At 60.8% G+C, this 17,310-nt stretch carries 21 protein-coding genes; 7 read left to right on the top strand and 14 right to left on the bottom strand.

Annotated features, from left to right (window positions below):
* Positions 1-338 precede the first annotated feature (338 nt).
* From GN300_RS17420 to GN300_RS17410, 3 genes are all read left to right on the top strand, one after another.
* Entirely contained in the window at positions 339-1,808 is a 1,470-nt protein-coding gene (locus GN300_RS17420) for a hypothetical protein (RefSeq protein WP_232330000.1), read from the top strand.
* The gene (locus GN300_RS17415) at positions 1,802-3,274 is read left to right on the top strand and encodes a glycosyltransferase (protein WP_081305432.1); all 1,473 of its coding nucleotides are present in this window, start codon (positions 1,802-1,804) and stop codon (positions 3,272-3,274) included. Before GN300_RS17420 ends, GN300_RS17415 begins: the two co-directional genes overlap by 7 nt.
* A gap of 261 nt (positions 3,275-3,535) precedes the next feature.
* The gene (locus GN300_RS17410; RefSeq protein ID WP_228232489.1) at positions 3,536-3,862 is read left to right on the top strand and encodes a helix-turn-helix transcriptional regulator; all 327 of its coding nucleotides are present in this window, start codon (positions 3,536-3,538) and stop codon (positions 3,860-3,862) included.
* Here the strand turns inward: GN300_RS17410 and GN300_RS17405 are convergent.
* From GN300_RS17405 to GN300_RS17390, 4 genes are all read right to left on the bottom strand, one after another.
* Positions 3,856-4,779 (bottom strand): UTP--glucose-1-phosphate uridylyltransferase, encoded by a 924-nt coding sequence (locus GN300_RS17405; protein WP_007726597.1) that lies wholly within the window; start codon positions 4,777-4,779, stop codon positions 3,856-3,858. The two genes, GN300_RS17410 and GN300_RS17405, sit on opposite strands and share 7 nt — an antisense overlap.
* Positions 4,780-5,350: 571 nt before the next feature.
* The gene (locus GN300_RS17400; RefSeq protein WP_063314880.1) at positions 5,351-6,499 is read right to left on the bottom strand and encodes a cellulase family glycosylhydrolase; all 1,149 of its coding nucleotides are present in this window, start codon (positions 6,497-6,499) and stop codon (positions 5,351-5,353) included.
* Positions 6,500-6,545: 46 nt separating this feature from the next.
* Positions 6,546-8,279, bottom strand: a complete 1,734-nt coding sequence (locus tag GN300_RS17395) for a glycosyltransferase family 39 protein (protein ID WP_003943618.1) — start codon at positions 8,277-8,279, stop codon at positions 6,546-6,548.
* Entirely contained in the window at positions 8,276-10,237 is a 1,962-nt protein-coding gene (locus GN300_RS17390) for a hypothetical protein (protein WP_063314881.1), read from the bottom strand. The genes GN300_RS17395 and GN300_RS17390 overlap by 4 nt, the downstream gene beginning before the upstream one ends.
* 306 nt (positions 10,238-10,543) lie before the next feature.
* Between GN300_RS17390 and GN300_RS17385 the strand changes: the two genes are divergently transcribed.
* On the top strand, positions 10,544-11,266 hold the full coding sequence (locus GN300_RS17385) for a hypothetical protein (protein WP_063314882.1): 723 nt from the start codon (positions 10,544-10,546) through the stop codon (positions 11,264-11,266).
* 33 nt (positions 11,267-11,299) lie between these two features.
* Here GN300_RS17385 and GN300_RS17380 read toward each other — a convergent pair whose 3' ends face one another.
* The 9 genes from GN300_RS17380 to GN300_RS17340 all read right to left on the bottom strand — a co-directional run bounded on the left by GN300_RS17380 (position 11,300) and on the right by GN300_RS17340 (position 15,021).
* On the bottom strand, positions 11,300-11,497 hold the full coding sequence (locus GN300_RS17380; RefSeq protein WP_007726588.1) for a CsbD family protein: 198 nt from the start codon (positions 11,495-11,497) through the stop codon (positions 11,300-11,302).
* A gap of 99 nt (positions 11,498-11,596) precedes the next feature.
* Positions 11,597-11,860, bottom strand: a complete 264-nt coding sequence (locus GN300_RS17375; protein ID WP_047890188.1) for a GlsB/YeaQ/YmgE family stress response membrane protein — start codon at positions 11,858-11,860, stop codon at positions 11,597-11,599.
* 406 nt (positions 11,861-12,266) lie between these two features.
* The gene (locus tag GN300_RS17370; RefSeq protein ID WP_063314883.1) at positions 12,267-12,851 is read right to left on the bottom strand and encodes a hypothetical protein; all 585 of its coding nucleotides are present in this window, start codon (positions 12,849-12,851) and stop codon (positions 12,267-12,269) included.
* Positions 12,848-13,417: a DUF6286 domain-containing protein gene (locus tag GN300_RS17365; protein WP_019747451.1), complete on the bottom strand. Its 570-nt coding sequence runs from the start codon at positions 13,415-13,417 to the stop codon at positions 12,848-12,850. Before GN300_RS17365 ends, GN300_RS17370 begins: the two co-directional genes overlap by 4 nt.
* Positions 13,414-13,806 carry an Asp23/Gls24 family envelope stress response protein gene (locus GN300_RS17360; RefSeq protein WP_063314884.1) on the bottom strand — a complete coding sequence of 131 codons (393 nt, stop codon included), beginning with the start codon at positions 13,804-13,806 and terminating at the stop codon, positions 13,414-13,416. Before GN300_RS17360 ends, GN300_RS17365 begins: the two co-directional genes overlap by 4 nt.
* On the bottom strand, positions 13,799-13,978 hold the full coding sequence (locus GN300_RS17355) for a hypothetical protein (RefSeq protein WP_003943629.1): 180 nt from the start codon (positions 13,976-13,978) through the stop codon (positions 13,799-13,801). The genes GN300_RS17360 and GN300_RS17355 overlap by 8 nt, the downstream gene beginning before the upstream one ends.
* A gap of 38 nt (positions 13,979-14,016) precedes the next feature.
* Positions 14,017-14,205: a hypothetical protein gene (locus tag GN300_RS17350; RefSeq protein WP_007726577.1), complete on the bottom strand. Its 189-nt coding sequence runs from the start codon at positions 14,203-14,205 to the stop codon at positions 14,017-14,019.
* Between the two features lie 70 nt (positions 14,206-14,275).
* On the bottom strand, positions 14,276-14,560 hold the full coding sequence (locus tag GN300_RS17345; RefSeq protein ID WP_063314886.1) for a hypothetical protein: 285 nt from the start codon (positions 14,558-14,560) through the stop codon (positions 14,276-14,278).
* A complete protein-coding gene (locus GN300_RS17340; protein ID WP_003943699.1) occupies positions 14,557-15,021 on the bottom strand; it encodes an Asp23/Gls24 family envelope stress response protein in 465 nt (154 codons plus the stop codon). Before GN300_RS17340 ends, GN300_RS17345 begins: the two co-directional genes overlap by 4 nt.
* Positions 15,022-15,207: 186 nt before the next feature.
* Between GN300_RS17340 and GN300_RS17335 the strand changes: the two genes are divergently transcribed.
* Both GN300_RS17335 and GN300_RS17330 read left to right on the top strand, forming a co-directional pair.
* A complete protein-coding gene (locus GN300_RS17335) occupies positions 15,208-15,786 on the top strand; it encodes an RNA polymerase sigma factor (protein WP_007726571.1) in 579 nt (192 codons plus the stop codon).
* Positions 15,783-16,274 (top strand): hypothetical protein, encoded by a 492-nt coding sequence (locus GN300_RS17330; protein WP_233405663.1) that lies wholly within the window; start codon positions 15,783-15,785, stop codon positions 16,272-16,274. The genes GN300_RS17335 and GN300_RS17330 overlap by 4 nt, the downstream gene beginning before the upstream one ends.
* A gap of 220 nt (positions 16,275-16,494) precedes the next feature.
* Here the strand turns inward: GN300_RS17330 and GN300_RS17325 are convergent, their stop codons facing one another.
* Positions 16,495-16,743 (bottom strand): hypothetical protein, encoded by a 249-nt coding sequence (locus GN300_RS17325; protein WP_054781913.1) that lies wholly within the window; start codon positions 16,741-16,743, stop codon positions 16,495-16,497.
* 167 nt (positions 16,744-16,910) lie between these two features.
* Between GN300_RS17325 and GN300_RS17320 the strand changes: the two genes are divergently transcribed.
* Positions 16,911-17,099 carry a PI-type proteinase gene (locus GN300_RS17320; RefSeq protein ID WP_233405662.1) on the top strand — a complete coding sequence of 63 codons (189 nt, stop codon included), beginning with the start codon at positions 16,911-16,913 and terminating at the stop codon, positions 17,097-17,099.
* Positions 17,100-17,310: the final 211 nt, after the last annotated feature.

Raw genomic sequence — 17,310 nt, 5'->3', positions numbered from 1 at the left:
CCGGACCTGATTGAACTTTCTGCAATTCGCAAGTGAATTGCCCTTCGATATGGAGTAATTCGGCAGACCCGAAATCCCGCCATGCCATCCGGCCAACCCAGACCCGCACTGGGTACCGAAAAAAGGATTTCAAAATTCCCACTATGTGAGATGTGAGCACGTGAAACCTTCCGGCCGGACTGCTCGGAGATTGGCGCTTCGACATGGCGAGGGCGATATGTCTCGATCAAGTAATGTCTGCATATGGCGCCGGACCGATGGCGATGGTCGTCAGTCCCTAGCGGTGCGCAGCCTCGAATCGCACGCAGATGTCGGGTAGCAAGCGAATGGAACTGGAAATGTTGAAGATTCGTGAGATCCGCTCCGAGTCCGGGATCATTCCTCGACTCGCAGTGCGGTGGTTGATGATCGCGCTCGCCACGATCTTTGCATTTTGGCCCACCTGGACCAAGCTTTGGCAGAGCACGGCCAGCGGAACTGCCATCGGCTACGTCTTCGCTCTACCGCTCTTGTGCCTGGTTGCAGCCGTCGGAACAGACTTGAGGCGCGGCCCGGAGCTTCCGATTCACGATCGTGAGACCGACAAGATAGTCGGCTGCATCGGTCTCTTCGTCGCGTTGGGACTTCAAGCGCTCCTGCTACCGCGTTTCGCCGAGACCTACGAACTGATGCATATCGACGTCATCGCAGCCTGGGTATTCGTCTGGAGCGCAGCGGTTCTGATGTTCGGCCTCCGTCCGGTCAATCGGTACTGGGCAATCTGGGTGGTCCCGATCATCTTGGCGCCGCTGCATTACCGCGCCATCGCGACCGAAATGGGCGGGACTCGTTTCGACTACAGCGTCCTCATGGTGCTTGTCGCGTCTGCCGCGACCACGATCGCCGTCAGTAGAACGTGGAGGCGAGGGGCGATCGCCTTCGTCGCCGCAACGGTGCTCGGTGTGGTGATTCTCTACTTCACGATTCAGAAGTATCCCACTGCTCCGCTTTTCGCCGTGCAGTTGTTTCCGGCACTCGGAACCGCAATCGTCGTCGGCGGCGCCTTCTATCTGTACGAACGCCGGGGTAAGTCGCTCAAACCGTTCGACCGACCACTCCGAAAGCCTTCGACAGCCACAAGCAACTGGACCATCCTCGCGGTGTTTGCCGCCGCAGTGCTGATGTTCTTCACGCCGCTGCCATCGACAAGTTTGACCGTCAACGTCGGTCCGCCCCCGGCTACTGCGGATCCTCGACTTGTCGTTCCGCTGGGCTGGCATCAGATTGGAGCATCCGAATACGACTGGCCCCGTCGCTACTTCGGCAGCACCGCCGAACTGAGTCGTCAGACCATTCGGGCCGACACTCCGAATCCCGCTTGGGACTCACAGATGCGGCCTCGCACGGTACAGATTGACGTCGTCCAGGTCCGTCGACCCTCCACGCTCGCCGTGTATCCCAGCAAGACCACCTACGACCTGGAGAACGCGAGAGTCAGCCCGACGGTCACGCTGGAGCTGCCGCACGGGATCGTCGCCGAGATGTACACGATCGTCGACGACGCTCTCCTTCTCACATGGAGCAATCTCAATTTCGTCTGGACGCGGGGCGACGGAGCAGCGCAACGAGTCAGCCTGATCAGCGTCGACAATCACGAACCCGACGCCTACTTCCCCGAACCGAAGCCGTCGATGGCGTCCAACGGTAGCAATACCCTCGCCGTTCTACTGCGTGGTGAAACCTCGACCGAAGACACCGAATCCGAGTACAAGGACCTGGACATGCTCGAAGCACTCGCTCGACTACTCGTGGAGGCTCAGACGTGGTGAACGCAAACCGAAGCCAGTCCAACAGTGTCGTGGTCAGCGGTGACCCGGATACAGCGGAGTACCGCGAGGCCGCCCTGCACGATGCAGTGAACGGTCTACGCGAGCGCCATCCGATCTCATCCGCCTCCGTGGCCTTCTATCCGTGGCAGCGAAATACGTTGTTGGCAGGCTTTGCGCTGGTCGTCGTCAGCCTCGTGTTCTTCCTCGTCCCGACTCTCATCGCGCTGACATTGATCTGCACCATTGGATACATCTGGGCGATGGTCGACCGTCTGATCTTGTTCACGAGGGGTCTCGATGCGTCCTCGATCATGACGATCAGTGACGAAGAGGCACTTGCTCTTTCATACGACGACCTTCCCACCTATACCATTCTGGTCCCCGCATACAACGAGCCTGAAGTCGTCGGCGACCTCATCGCAGCCATGCGAGCGATCGAGTATCCGGCAGACAAGATGCAAGTCCTTCTCCTACTGGAGGAAGACGACGCCGTCACTATCGAAGCTGCACTTGCCGCCGGTGTGGACGAGGTCGTCAGCATTCTGAAGGTGCCCGCGGCCGATCCACGAACCAAACCGAAAGCATGCAACTACGGTCTGCATTTCTCGACGGGCGAGATCGTGACGATCTACGACGCCGAGGATTCCCCCGACCCACTCCAATTACGTCGAGTAGTCGCAACTTTCGCGAAACTTCCCGAGAACACTGCTTGTGTTCAGGCCAAACTTGCATTCCACAACGGAACTCAGAACCTGTTGACCGCGTGGTTCACCGCCGATTACGCGCTGTGGTTCAGCTTCATCCTTCCTGGATTGATGCGGAGCAATTCACCGATTCCTCTCGGCGGCACTTCGAATCACCTACGCCGTAGCGTCCTCGACGAGATCGGGGCGTGGGATCCTTTCAATGTCACGGAGGATGCGGACCTCGGCGTGCGGATTGCAGAGAGCGGATATCGCACCGCGGTCTTGAATTCCACCACGCTCGAAGAAGCCAACAGTGACACGATCAACTGGATCAGACAGCGCTCGCGTTGGTACAAGGGCTATTTGCAGACGTGGCTCGTCCACATGCGCCAACCCGTCAAATTATGGCGAGGATTGGGTCCGATCGGCTTTCTCCGATTCACGATTCTCATGGCCGGCACACCTTTGGTCGCCACTTTGAACATGGTGTTCTGGCTCATCAGTCTGGACTGGATTCTCGGACAACCTGAAGTGATCCACCAGGTCTTCCCCAACTATGTCTATTTCCCCGCGTTGATCTCTCTGGCATTCGGTAATGCCGCTGTTCTCTACATGAACCTCGTGGCGTGCCGAGAAACGCGAAACGCGATGCTCCTCCTCGCCTGTCTGACTGCTCCGTTGTATTGGGTGCTGATGAGCATCGCGGCGATCAAGGGGACCTACCAATTGATTCGCAACCCGTCCTACTGGGAAAAAACCTTCCACGGTCTGAACACGTGACAACGCAACCCTCACGTTCTACACAGGTGTGAGTTATGTCTACTGATCCGCCTCACCCACAATTTCACCCGATTTCGGGTTTCACCGGAAAACGCACAGCTAGATGGTTGCGGTAAACACACAATCCAGTCACAAAACTTAACTACCGGTACGCGAGAACTGCGGTGATTGGTTGCCGAATGATCACAGATCAGCCGTCGAGCGCCTTACGTGTCGAGACGGCGCTGGCTTACCGCGCAGCACTCAGGCACTATGACCGGTATGAGCGGTTTTTCGGAATGGGTGAAGCATCAACTGGAACTTCGCCAAGAAACTGACGTAGCCGATGCTGCGCGTGCGCTGGGAATACGCCCCTCCGAGCTCGGTCGGTGGCTGTCCGCGAAACGCCCTCCCACGCAGGACACGATCAGAACTGCTTGCCGCGTCTTCGACGTCCACGTCCAGGAAATTCTTGTCGCGGCGGGCTACATGACACCTGACGAGTCGGGTCTGGACGACAAGCCGATTTCGCTGTCGTCGCTCAGCACGCAAGATCTCCTCGATGAGCTGGCGAGACGCTCCGCGTCGCATAGCCTTGCAAGTCAGTAGGTCAGCTGCGGATCCGGCTGATCCAATCGTTCCTTGAGCCAGACTCGCAACTCCGGTCCGTACTCGGTGCGACTGAGCGCATGGTCGAGAGATGCTCGCAGAAAGCCTCCCGGGTTACCAAGATCGTGGCGGGTTCCGTGATGGACGACGACGTGAACCGGATGCCCCTCCGCGATCAACAGCGCTATCGCATCCGTCAGTTGTAGTTCGCCACCCTGCCCGGGTGAGATTCGTCTGAGCGCGTCGAACACGGCGCGATCGAGAAGGTATCGTCCGGCCGCGGCGAGAGTGGACGGAGCATCCTCAGGAGCCGGCTTCTCAACCATGCCGATGACGGCAAGTACATCGGGATCGCTGCCCTCCACAGGTGTTTGGACGTCGAATACTCCGTAGGCCCCAACACGATCGGGCGCGACGTCGAACGCGCACAGCACAGAACCACCACGCTCGGCACGTACCTTCGCCATCGCGTCGAGAATGCCGCAGGGGTGGACCAGATCGTCGGGAAGCAGCACCGCGAACGAGTCCTCGTCCGCATCCAGCACCGATTCGACCAGACCGACAGCGTGTCCCAATCCCAGCGGAGACTCTTGCACAACCGGCTCCACCGAGATCAGGCCCGGAGCCCGACGCACACGTTCGAGTAGATGGTGCTTCCCGCTGGCGGCGAGCTTGCCCTCGAGCACCAGGTCCTCGACGAAATGCCCGACGACCGATGCCTTGCCCGGCGCAGTGACGATCACCAGACGTTCCGCGCCTGCTTGCGCCGCTTCGCTGGCGACCAGCTCGATCCCGGGTGTATCGACCACGGGGAGCAACTCTTTCGGAACCGTCTTGGTGGCCGGGAGGAAACGAGTCCCCATTCCGGCAGCCGGAACCACAGCAGTCTTGAAAGGCCGTTCAGCGCACCCAGTCATCGTTCACCTCTCCGCTCACGCGATGTTTCACACACTTACCGTTACGCGCATGCAGCGGTCGTCCCCTCATTTCGACGACCGAAGCTCACACCGCATGTACAGCCTGCGCACAAGGTCTACCGGGCGGCCGATGCCGCCGCAAGTTGACTCGAACTCGGAATTCGTTGCGCGCGAGAGCTACACACCACCCCTCGATGTCACTTCCACGAGGGGCGCGCCGCACTCCGCGCACTACCCGTTACCGCGGCGAACGGTTGTGATCGTATTTCGACGTTGACCACGGCGGGACGTAGCAACTGACCAAAGAGACAGGTACGACACAACTTCCGAACTCAGCGCCTCAACCGGACCGTCCCCAGCCGACCCGGACGTAGGTCCTGGAGGCGTCGCATCGATGGTCCCGTGCGACTTCACCAGCCTTCAAGTTCGGTTATCCACAGGTGAATGCCACTGAATACCATTGAATACGAACGAAATACGATCATCACGCCGCAACACCAGGTTCAGGTTGTTATCAAATCGTGACCATACTCCCACTGGGCGGAACTCCCAGTGGACTACTCGCAGTGTCCTAACTTGCCAGTGAAGCAATTACGTCGAAGAGTGGATCGTCAGGCCCGATATCCATCGTGCATTCGTTCGGCCGTGGATCCGGCACGAATGCCCACAGGAGAGCTCCAGCAGTACCGGCCACCTTCTGCCCCGTCAGCTTCGTCTCGATATTCGTGGCTCTGGTCGCCAGTGATTCACAACTGCCTGCCAATTCGCCTGTCTCGGCGACCAACAACGGCTTCCCGACGTTCGCGGCCTGTTCGATGCGACGCGCCAGTCCGTTCCACTGGTCGCCCGGAAGCGGAACCCCGTCTGCTCCGTAGTCGTGATACTGCAGAACGTCGACGAAGTCGGACTCGCTCACGTACTGGTAGTCGTCACCCGCAGTGCCGCACTGACCGCCCCCGACGTATCCGGCCGTGATCAGGGTGTTCGGATCGATCGCCCGAAGTTCGGCGCCTGCCGTGTCGAAGAACTCCCGCAACACCTGCGCGGAATCAGACGGGCACGTTCTTGTCCACCAATTGCAGGCGGCATCGGTACACAGGCTCGGTTCCGGCTCCCCCACCAATTCCCACGCCGCGACGGAAGGCTCGTTCTTCCAACGGTCGACGGCGGTGTGCATCCAGTCCTGGAAGCTCATGGTGGCTCGACCTGGGATCAGGTTCGCGACCTTCCACTCGTCGGTGTACCAGTCCCTGGATTTGAACAGCCCGTCATCACACCCGCTGTCCTGGGGTGAGAGCACCGGAATCGTGAACTGATTGTGTCGCGCCGCAGCGTCGAACACCGCGTCCATCGGGCCGAAATCCATCTCCCCGGACACCTTGTTCACCGCGAGCGCCTGGAACGCGTTGAAACGCGTGACGGAGTTCGGTGGCAGAGAACCGAAGTAGGCATCGAGATCGACCATGGCGCCACAGCCGAAGTTCACCGACCAATCAGTGGCCAGTTGATAAGCATTCAGCCCGGTAGGCCACCATGGCTGTCCGTCGAGCGTCAGTCCGCTCGACGACGCTCCCACCCGAACCGTCTTGGGCGAATCGGCAACCACCGGCGTCATGAACATTCCTGTCACCACCGCGACGGTTGCAAAGCTGACTACAGCGGCAGCGATACGGCGACGCACTGTGCCAGGCACACGCGGACGCACTTCTTCAGAAGACATCTACAACCATCCACGTCATACGGACAATCCTCCCACACGAATTGCCTCATCGACCCGTTTGCCGTTCACCGGTGACGCGATACAAACGCCAGGCCGAAGGGTCCATGCCGCCGTCGTTGGGAACCTCGAGTACCAGCGCCCCCACACCGCCGGCCCCGGTGTCGTACATCGTCGGATAGCGCCGATTGACCGCGTCCGACACACCGCGACCGGTGTTCGGCACCGACAGGATGTATTCGACGTGATGTTCGGCGGGGTTGTTCAGTACGCGCACGAAATCCGCATCGGAAGGCACGACGAATTGCCGAGGGTTGTTCGACGACGCCACGACGGCATAGCTCTGCACGGTGTCGAGCAGAACCGACCCCTCCGGCAAAGCCAAGTCGTCCAGGTACCTGGCGATGCGACGCTCGGCCGCAAACGTGCGCAGATTCGTCTGCTCCTCCAGGTTCTGCCGACCCGGAATGATCGCACTGGCAATGGAATGCTCGAGCACTGCGATCCGCGCATTGCCCATCGCGACAAACGTGACCAGCGTCGACCCGACCAGCAAGCACAGAGAGATCACAAGGGGCAGAGAGGGTCCCGACTGCTCGGGGTACGTCGATACCGAGCGTGACGCAGCAGCCCCCGGTCGACGCGTGACGACCGGCGCACCGCGAGGTGCGATCAGGACGACCAACACGAAACACAGCGGAATGATCGAAATGTAGAAGCGCAGAAGGGGAAACGTCGATCCCATCACGTAGAGCAAGGTTTGGGCACCGAGGATGGCGCCGAACAACACAAGAGGCACGACCACTTCGGTGTCGCGCCGCCGAAGTGCGTAGATGATTGCAAGGACCGCGAGCACCGGGAGCGCCGGGCCGAGTACGGCCATTTCGGTAATCGAGAACGCAAGACGGGCGATCGGTGAGTCGGTTCCGGCACCAGCCTGCTCCAGGATGGAACTGTTCCCGTAGACCGACGAGAACTGTTGGAACGCTTGACCTGTGATGAGCCAACTGGCAAACGACCACAAGGCGAAGGCAAGGAATCCCGGCATCAGCACTACGGCACCGTCGAGGGCTGCTGCCCAGAGCCGCAAGCCAGGCCCCGCGCCCTCGCCGCGCTCCTCAGCAGTCGGGCGGAAACGAAGCCAACTCACCACGGTCACCAGCACCACCGCGACGAACAGCGGGGCCAATGCGTCGTATCTGGTGAGGTACGCCAGAGCGAAAGCGAGGCCGGCACCGATGAGGTCGTGTACGTCGTCGCTTCGCATCCACCGAATCAACCGACGTGTCGCCCACAGAACGAAGAAGAGGAACGGAGCTTCGCTCATTCCGCTCGCCGCGTACATGACGATCATCGGGTTGACAGCGAACAGCACGGTCAGGACGACGGTGACCCATCGCGCACACCCACGGTCGCGGCTGATCCCACGTACCTGAATCACAGCACCGGCCATGAAGGCCGCGGACATCACGACCGCAGTGATGTTCCACCGCAGCAGATCCGGCCACCAATGACCCATCAGGCCCATCGGAATCTGGACTGCCGCCGTCAACGGGGTGAACACGAACCCGATCGCCGCGAAGTGCGGATCACGGCTGAGCAGCATCGCCGACACCGCGGCGACGCGGCTGAGCGAATCGGTGAAGATGAACCCGATACCCGCGTTCATCCACACGCCCAACGCGGTGTAGATCGCGAAGAGCGCGACGAACATCCGCCATGGCTTGCGGCCCGGTAGATCGTGGACCGCGACGGACAGGGCCGGGCGATCGGTGACGGTCACTGTCCGCGACGCCGAGCCACGAGCACACCACCGACGGCAACAGCAATCAGAACCACGGTCCCGAATCCGATCCAGCCGATCGTGACCGCGCTCAGTCCGGTCTCCTCTTCGGCCGAGGTCGCGGTGCCCAACGGGGCGACGTTGACTCCGACATCGAAGGGCTCACCTCCCCGAGGCGCGACCAGGAGATCGCCGGTCAGTTCTGCGAACCGGTCCTTCCCACCTTCCAACCAGTTGAGCAGACCGTCGGCATCGGCCGCATCACCCTCAGAGGTCAGCGCCACCACTTCGTTGTGCGAACCCGAAACCACCTGCAAGGCACCGTATTGTCCACCGAATTCCAGACCCTGCAAGCGCAGGAGCCCTTGATCTGCTGTGTCCATGGGTAGAGCCACCGGAGTGGGAAGCGTCCCGTCCGCCGCGATCAACAACGCCGGCAGCGAACTGGTCGCCGCGTCGCCGAACGGGAGCACACGCGGTTGCAGCGGCAGATAGCTCAACCGCTGCATCGCGACAACGAGGCGCTGCGCGCGAACGAGATCTGCGAAATCACCGTGACTCAAACCGACATCGAGTGTGGGCAGCATCGACTGCGGTAATGCCTGGAATCCTCCAGGCGTCGGCGGGAATCCGGTAGTGGACGTAATGGTGCTTGCCGGATCGACAGTGAGCGAAGACGGGCTACTGGTGCCGCATTGGAAGTCGCCGGTCACATCCATCGAGACCTCGAAGGTCAGGTCACGACGCAGGAGTTCGTTCGGAACATCGACGCCGATGTCGAAGCGCCCTGTCTCGTTCACCGTCTGCGAAGCAAGCCGTGAGTCCCCCAGCGAAATCGACAGTTCTCCGTTGCGTGAATTCGGCAGCGGTACATAGGAACCGATCATTCGGATCGACACGTCCTTCATCGGACGCCCCAGTTGCGACTGGCTGAACGGGACGTCGACCTCGATGTGATTGAGACCGGAAGCCGTCAACGTTCCGAGCTTCAGCTCACCGACGGTGATGGCGTCCTGGGAAATCTGGGCAACTGTGTTGTCCGGTGACGCGAGCGCCCTGCTCGCCGCCCAGTAACCGTCGAAGTTCGCCGCCAACAGACTGACCTGAGGAACGAGGGTCTTGTCGTCCCCTGAAATTCGCAGCACTGGTGCAGCACTCGGAGCAGCCGCGAGATCGATGCCGGCGTCCCCACTGTTGCCGAGCACTACAGCTCTCTCGAAAAGTCCCGGCTCAGCGGACGGCAGACTCTGGCCGTTCGGCAGTTGCTCCACCACCACGGCGTCAGGCTGACTTCCGTACTTGTTGACAATCGCTGCACTCAGCTGCAGAGCCGCACTCTGCTGTGACCGTGACGAACCATCCGTGACGTAGATGGTTGCCTTCCTCAAAATCGGCGGAAAGAAGGTTGCAACAGTCGTGGGCTGCTGCTCGGCACCGTCGTAGGCGACAAAGGCATCCCGGAGCGCAAGGGGCTGGTATCTCGTTCGGTCGTAGCAGCGGTCGTCGACGGGAACGAGGTGAGCGATCATCGACACGGTCACGCTCCGGTCGACCACTTCGAGACCTTGCAACGGAACCGAAATCGGTAGGCCGGTTCCGGCCTGCCCGGCGTCGAAGTCGACGCGGCTCACCAATCTGCCGTCCGCAGTCACTTCGAGCCAACCCCTACTGAAGTCGGTCGGGGCGGTCAGGATTCCGGTCACGGCTGTTGCGGTGAGTCCGTCCGGCACCGGCACGGTCACCAAGACGGGTGCGTCATCGGAGGAGAACACGATGTCTGTTCCTCGTCCGAGTTCGGTGAAGGAGATCGGAGTTGTGGCTGCGGCGGCCACCGAAGTATCTGCGTCGTCCTCGAAATCCTGGGCGGAGGCGACACTGCCGAGCGGAAGCAACAAAGTGACCGCGACAGCCACCGGCATTGCCAGCGCGCGCGTCAGCCAGGTTCGAGAGTGGCCCATCAGCGTGTCTCCTCGACATTTCTTGTTTCCGCGCAATCACCAAACACAAATCACGAGTAGCAATCTCGCCAGTTCGCGACGGTCGCAGGTCCGATCGCACCGTTACGGACAAACAAACCATAACGACCAATTTATGCGTTTGGCTAATTATCCCGGCGGGCGAGACTTTTGTTACGGCATGTCACATGATTAGCAATCACCACCACCGGGAAGTCGAAAGACGCCACTGAAAAGCCCGTCAATACGCCTGAACGTCCGTCCAGTCCGGGCGCTTCACGGGCGGAGAATTCTCAGATAAAGGAAGCTGTGACGATCAATTCGATCATCCCCGCCGGCAAGAGTGCGATCGGAAAGCTAGTCGGTGCGCCGTTCCACTTCGCATCATCGCTGCGCATGGCCAGGGTTTTTCACCCTCACGGGATCGAACTGAAGGGAACATTGAAGCCGGCCACCCCATGGTGGCCGGTATCGGAGTCGTCGACGATTACCGTCACCGCTCGAATGTCGAAAGCCCTCGGAACACCCGGAGACCTACCCGACGTACTCGGCCTGGCGCTTCGGTTGCACGATGTCGGCGCAGATGAAAACCCGTGGGACATTCTTCTCGCAACATCAGGACTTTCTACCTTCTCGAAAATGTTTCCAGCTCCGGCTTTCTCGTGGAACGGCGCGAGATACAGCACACTGGTTCCTTACTCACGCGCGGGCGGTGCCGCGGCGTGGCTGATCGTGACACCGCGCGGTGTCCATCCGGCCGGCACTTCTTTGTCTGCATTGAAAGCTGCGGTCGATCATTCCCCGCTGCACTTCTCCGTGTACCTCGCGAGAATTCAACTTCAGTTGATACCGATCGGGCATCTCTGTCTCGACGAGGTCGAGGACCACCCGGATTGCCTCCAGCCGTCCTTCGATCCGATTCTGAACAGGCCGGCCCACATGCGCATGCTTCCGGAGTGGCTCGCAGAAACGCGCAAGTTCGCGTATCGCGGTAGCCGCAACGGCCGAGGAGACACACAAAAGCGCGGTTGACCGGACTTGCCGATCAACCGCGCCGAAGCTCACTCAGCTTGTGAACTTGTCCTTGATATCCGAGACCTTGTCACTGACAGTGTCTCCGGCCTTCTTGACCTTCGCCTCGCCCTGATCGGCAACACCCTCGGCAGCCAGATCATCGTTGCCCGTGGCGTTTCCGAACTTTTCCTTCGCTTCGCCGATGAGATCCTCAGCGCGGTGCTTTGCCTTGTCGATGAAGTCAGACATGTATTTCTCCTTCTTGAATTCGGTGTGGATTCGGTCGTGCGTTCGGCCGTGGGATTCGGCCGTGGATTCAGTCGAACTCGAACTGCGTGGACAAATGTGTCAGCGTTTTCCGGTGACTGCCTTGACCAGGAACAGCAAGATGACAGCGCCGAGGAGGCAAGTGAGGAAGCTGAAGATCCAGCCCGCGCCCTCGACATCGACGCCGAAGACTCGAAGCAGGAAACCACCGATCAGGCCGCCGATCACACCGACAACGATGTTGAGGAAGATCCCCTGCTGCGCATCGGTTTTCATGATCTTGCTGCCGATCCAACCCGCTAGTCCACCGATGATGATCCAGGCGATGATTCCGAGTGAGAGCATTGTGACTCCTTGAGGTAAGGGACGGCGCAATGAGAGACTGCCGGTGAAGGGAGAGTTCCGAGCGATCGGCCCGCGCAACTAGACCGTGATCGCGGGTTGTGTTTGCACACAACCGGACTCTCCGCCGCACGACGCGGGGGATCGTGCACTCAGTAGCAGCCACATTGTCTGCTTACCTTTCTATCAGGTGTTCACGACAGAACCAAAATGACTGGCGATTCACCACATACGAGAAACGACACTCACCGACGCGCACATGATCAGCGTCACTACGATCGCGATCGCCATAGAGGTCACGGTCGCAAGGAGCAACGTGACACACAGTGCCACAGCAACATCCATGACTCTGTGCACGATCGGGAGGTCTACCAATACCCGGTCACCGGGAGGCTCAAACCTCGATTGATCAGAGAGTTCTCGGCTCATCGCGTTTCGCGCTTTCCACGGCGATGTGAGTTCTGGTCGCGACGGATGGATCACCGACCACCGCAGCGACTTGATCCCCCGTGTCGGTGACGCGAGAAATCAGCTCGGACAACGTTTCCGATCCGGATACGACGCTACGTCTCAATGTCACTCGCAAATCGATCGTGCGAACTCCACGATCGAGCAACGCTTTTCCTCGGACACGCGACACTTCGTCGAAGTCCTCCAGTGATGCGCTCGCCCCTTCCGCCACCGCACCCAGATCCGCGGTGATGGAATTGTGTGAGTTCGACCCATGGACGGCGATCTCCTTCACCCGACGCAGCGGCACATGCGCGATCAACCACCGCAACGCGAGGAGGACTAGCAGTACTCCCCCAGCTCCGACAGCCCATGGCCACCACGAGTGATCGACAAGATCTTCAGCCCACGGGATCTCGATACGCGCCGGGAAATCCTTGATCACGTCGCGATTCCACAGGATCGCTGCAACTCCCACCGCTATCGCGAGCATCCCCACGACGCATGTCGCCACGCGATCCATCGCCGTCGCCGTCCGAGTCATGACAGCGATCCCGTCTGGATACGAACCTTGATTCGCGGCGATGGTGACAGCGACCCGGCCAAGTCCCCCAGCACCGCACGGATTTCCGATTCAGCGGTGGCGGCTCCATCGGGCGTGACCGAGGCCTTCACTTCCAGCTTGCGCCGGGTCGCGTGTGACGAAGCGGATCGAACCTGGGCCAGTGACTCGACGCGAACAGACGCTATCGCCGCTACATCGGCGGGATCGATCCACGTATTCGCGACTCCGACCAAGGCATTGGCAGTCTTTCGTCGCGGTTTGAGTCCGAGGATGACGAACCACAGGCCGAGAACGACGGCTGCGATCCCCGCCGGCAACATCCAACCCTGGTACGCGAGCCCGTCCACATATGCGGCAGCACTTGGTATCCACTGCGACCCGGTGATCACGCCGGTATCCACCAGCGCGTCGCGGACGCCGACCACGCCGAGCGCAAGTAGCGCCGCGGCGATGAGGAATCCCGTGACGGCCGATCCGGGCGCCGCAAGGGGAACAGGAGCAGCAGCCCTCGAGGCAGTGGGTGGTGCGACCTTGTCGGCGGTCATCGCACTTTCCTTCCCGCGTCACGCGTGGTCGATGCCGGGAGAACGCTCACGATCGCCACGTCCACGCCGTCTACGTCCAGGCCCGTTACAGACTGCAACTGGGTTGTCACGTTCTCTCGCACCGCGGTACCGATGACCGACAAGGATCCGGGCCACTCGATCGCGATGTCCACCTTGGCCCGTACCCGCTTGCCGGATACCAGCACTCGCGCCCTCGGCAATTCGCGCCCGGTCAGTTTGTCCATGCCGGCGGCGTGATGGCGCACCCCCGGGGTTCCGCGCGTCGCCTCGAGAACCAACTTCTGCGCGACTCTGTCTCGAATCGTCAGCGTTCCGCGATCGCCCGGCTCGGCAAGCACAGACGACTCCGGTCGAGCTGTCTCAGCCACGTCCGCGACCCTTCAGCATCACACCGAGATCGAACTCGCCGTCACGCTGACCACCGACGAGGTATCCGATCACACCGAGAACCAGAGCGATGAGGAATCCGGTGAAACCGCCTGCAGCAGCTGCGACTCCGAGAAGTAGTCCTGCCAGTAGGCCGACAGTCGAGGTGGTCATGTGAATCCTCCGTTGTGGATGATGTTCGTTGGTGCGAGTCAGATCTCGGTGTAGGTCTTGGCACCCGGAAACCGAGCGCGCAAACGCGTGTACTGGGTCCGAGCGGGTTTCGCTATCTGCCGCATCGTGCCGCGCAGTGTCCTGCGCACACCCACACCGATCGGGGACGCGAAGTCCCGGTCGACGCGTTCGAGTGCTCGATTGAGCGCGTCGGCAGATCCGCCCACGTCGGGGTGGTAGTTCCTGATCGCCTCTCGGCGTGCGGATCGTCGATCAGGAACTGAACCCCGAGAGTGCTCAGGCATCGCGTCCACGACCGACTACGTCTTCCACTGTCACGTTCACGGGGCCTGTAACGAGTCCTGAAACCGCTTGGCGGATACGTAAAGCCGTGTCTCGAACGGCGGCGTCGGCGAAGATGCACACATGGATGTCTGTCGACGCCTCCGTCACCCGCACGCCGACGACGCGGCGACCGGGGAGGTACGTGCCAACCTCGCCGAACATTCCGGCATGAAGCGAGGCGACCCCAGGTATCCCCGTCACAGCCGCCGCGATGGTGTCGGCGATTTCGGAACTCACTGCACCCGTGCAGTCTTGGGCTCGCCGGTTTCGTCGTCACTGCCCTCGTCGAGGTGAACGTCGTGAACCGTGATGTTCACCTCGGTCACTTCGAGACCCGTCATCCGTTCGAGCGCCGCAATGACGTTGCGGCGAATGCCGGTGGCCAGATCGGCGAGCGATACGCCGTACTCGGCCACGATGTCGATGTCGACCGCTGCCTGCTTTTCGCCGACCTCGACCGATACTCCCTGGGAGTGGTTGACACTCGCGCCGGGGATCCGCTCGCGCAGTGCCCCGACAACCCGCGACGCTCCGCCGCCGACGTCGTACACCCCGCTCACCTCTCGCGTAGCGATGCCGGCAATCTTCGAGACAACGGTGTCGGCGATCGACGTCTTTCCTTGCGAACTCACGAGAGCCGAGTCGTTCGATGATGCAACATCCTTCGTAGATGCTGTCGCAACCTGCGTGCTGACCATTGTCATCTCCTCCTGTTGATCGATCTACCTGTGTAGTCGTCACTCGAAGGCAAAACCGAATGCCCCAGTCAGGTGACGTGCATCACTGACACTTGTTAGTTACTGTCCGTAACATTCAACGCCCCGGCCGGGCGAACAATCTTCGAACGCAGCCGAGTTTTCCGCATTTCCGCGAGAGGAGCGACTGTGGCGTTACCGCACACACAGGGGCTCACCGAAGCACCTGACGGCTTGGACACCGCAACGGTGAACGCTGCGATACTCGGCGACCGAGAAGCATTCGAGTCACTGGTGCACTACTACGGACCTGCACTTCACCGCTATGCGCGTCGAATGCTCGCAGATGAAGGCGACATTCTCGAGGTAGTCCAGGACACCTTCGTGGCCGCGTGGCGCCGACTCGATTCATTTCGTGGCGAATCGTCGATGCGAACATGGCTTTTCGCGATCTGTTCCCGAAAGATCGTGGACAGCTATCGAATCAAGAGAGCGCAACCGATCGACGACAGATTGCTCGATCCTCTCGTGCCGTCTCCCGAGGCCGGCCCGTTCGACACGACCTCGAACTCCGCGTTCCTCGAGGCACTGGAAGAAGCGTTGGGTGAACTGCCTTATCGCCAGCGTGCGGCATGGACGCTGCGAGAGGTGGAGATGCTCACGTTCGTTCAAATCGGCAAGATTCTAAGACTCACCCCGGATGCGGTGCGCGGGCATCACCATCGTGCACGGGCTAACCTGAGTGAACGAATGACGAGGTGGCGATGACTGAATCACGAACCGACGCATTGATGGCGCACGCATCCGACGCCCTGCGGAACGCTCCCGAGCCAGGCTGGGATCGAATCAGCGACAAGGTGATCCGGGCGCTACGGTCGACCTCGGCGTCCGGTTGGCCGCTCGACGCACACGCGTCGGAAGGTCCACGTCTAGGCACGGTGTCGGTGAGCGACCACGTACTCCGCACCCACTTGGCCGCCGAGATACGTTCTCGGCACCACTGCTCGCCGAGCAGCATCGAGTTCTTCGTCGACGGCCACGAAATACGTTCACTACGTATCGAACTGGCAGCGCCATACGGAGTGGATCTGGCCGAACTGTCGGACCGGGTTCGGTTCACCGTCGTGGACGTCGTTCACCTGATCCTCGGCGACACGGACCCACCGGTCTCTGCAGAGAGCATCCACGTCGCCGTAGTCGACATCGTCGATGATCTACCTGCCGAAGGGAACACCAAAAGCCACTCCGAACACTAGGTGTTTGTTCGGCAAGTGTTTGGGAACCCGGCACTCATGACCACTCCCCCACCACCGGATCCGGGCCCCGCCCCCGACCCGGGGCCGCCGACACCACCGGCGCCGACACCACCCGATCCGATGAATCCGCCGCCCGTGCCACCGACTCCGACGCCACCGAACCCGTACCCTCCGGATCCGATCCCGCAGATCTGACGTCGGCTGCCCCGAACTTCGGAGTTCAACCGCCGAGTTCGGCGATCATCTCGCTCAACGATTCTGCGGCGATACGTAGTTCACCTTCGTCGGGGTTGTCGGGTGAGGACGGTAGACGTTCGGCCAACTGCTCGCGAGTGACAAGCGAGATACCCTCGAGACCGAACCCTTCTTCATCGGGGACGTAGATCTCGATCTCGCCCCCGACCGCTACCAATTCCGAATGGGGGCCACTGCCCAGCAGTGCACGCAGGTGGTCGGTCGTCACGGTCATATGGTTCACGTGAAATCTCCTGCTTCGGTGACAGCTGACTTTGCCGGTATGGACTCGACGTGACGTACTGGCTCGACGTGACGCACTACCCCCTACTGAGTACCCCTCGCGGGTGAGCAGGAAACGACAAGTACATGAACAACGACTTCCCGAAGGAAACGCACACCATGAGTGAACAGAATTCCACCGATCGCACGGATCAAACGGAAGAGCCGCAGACCACCGGCACCGACCACGGTCCGGGAACCGGCTCCGACACCGCACCCAAGGACGTTCAGACCGATCCGTCGGGCGAGCGTACGTGGGCCGACGAGGGCGGAGCCTCGAGCACCGGCCCGGCGACTGACACCGACTGATCCCGGAAGGTCTGAACCATCGGGACCAAGGTCCCGTGGGCCGACGCTCACGGGACCTTGAAATCCGTACGGATCTAACGCTTTTCACCTGGGTTTTCGCGATGCGGTAAGGTAGGCACTCAGCACGGTTGAGTACCCAGCCGTTGAAGACGAGCACGGTTCGTGCGTTGCTTCCCGTGCCGTTTCCCGGTTTCGAACGAAACCGTTTCGA

The organism is Rhodococcus sp. Ni2, from assembly GCF_021352185.1.
GTDB lineage: Bacteria > Actinomycetota > Actinomycetes > Mycobacteriales > Mycobacteriaceae > Rhodococcus_F > Rhodococcus_F qingshengii.
Note: the sequence above shows the minus strand (reverse complement) of the source record. Positions and strands in the feature narration are given on the sequence as shown.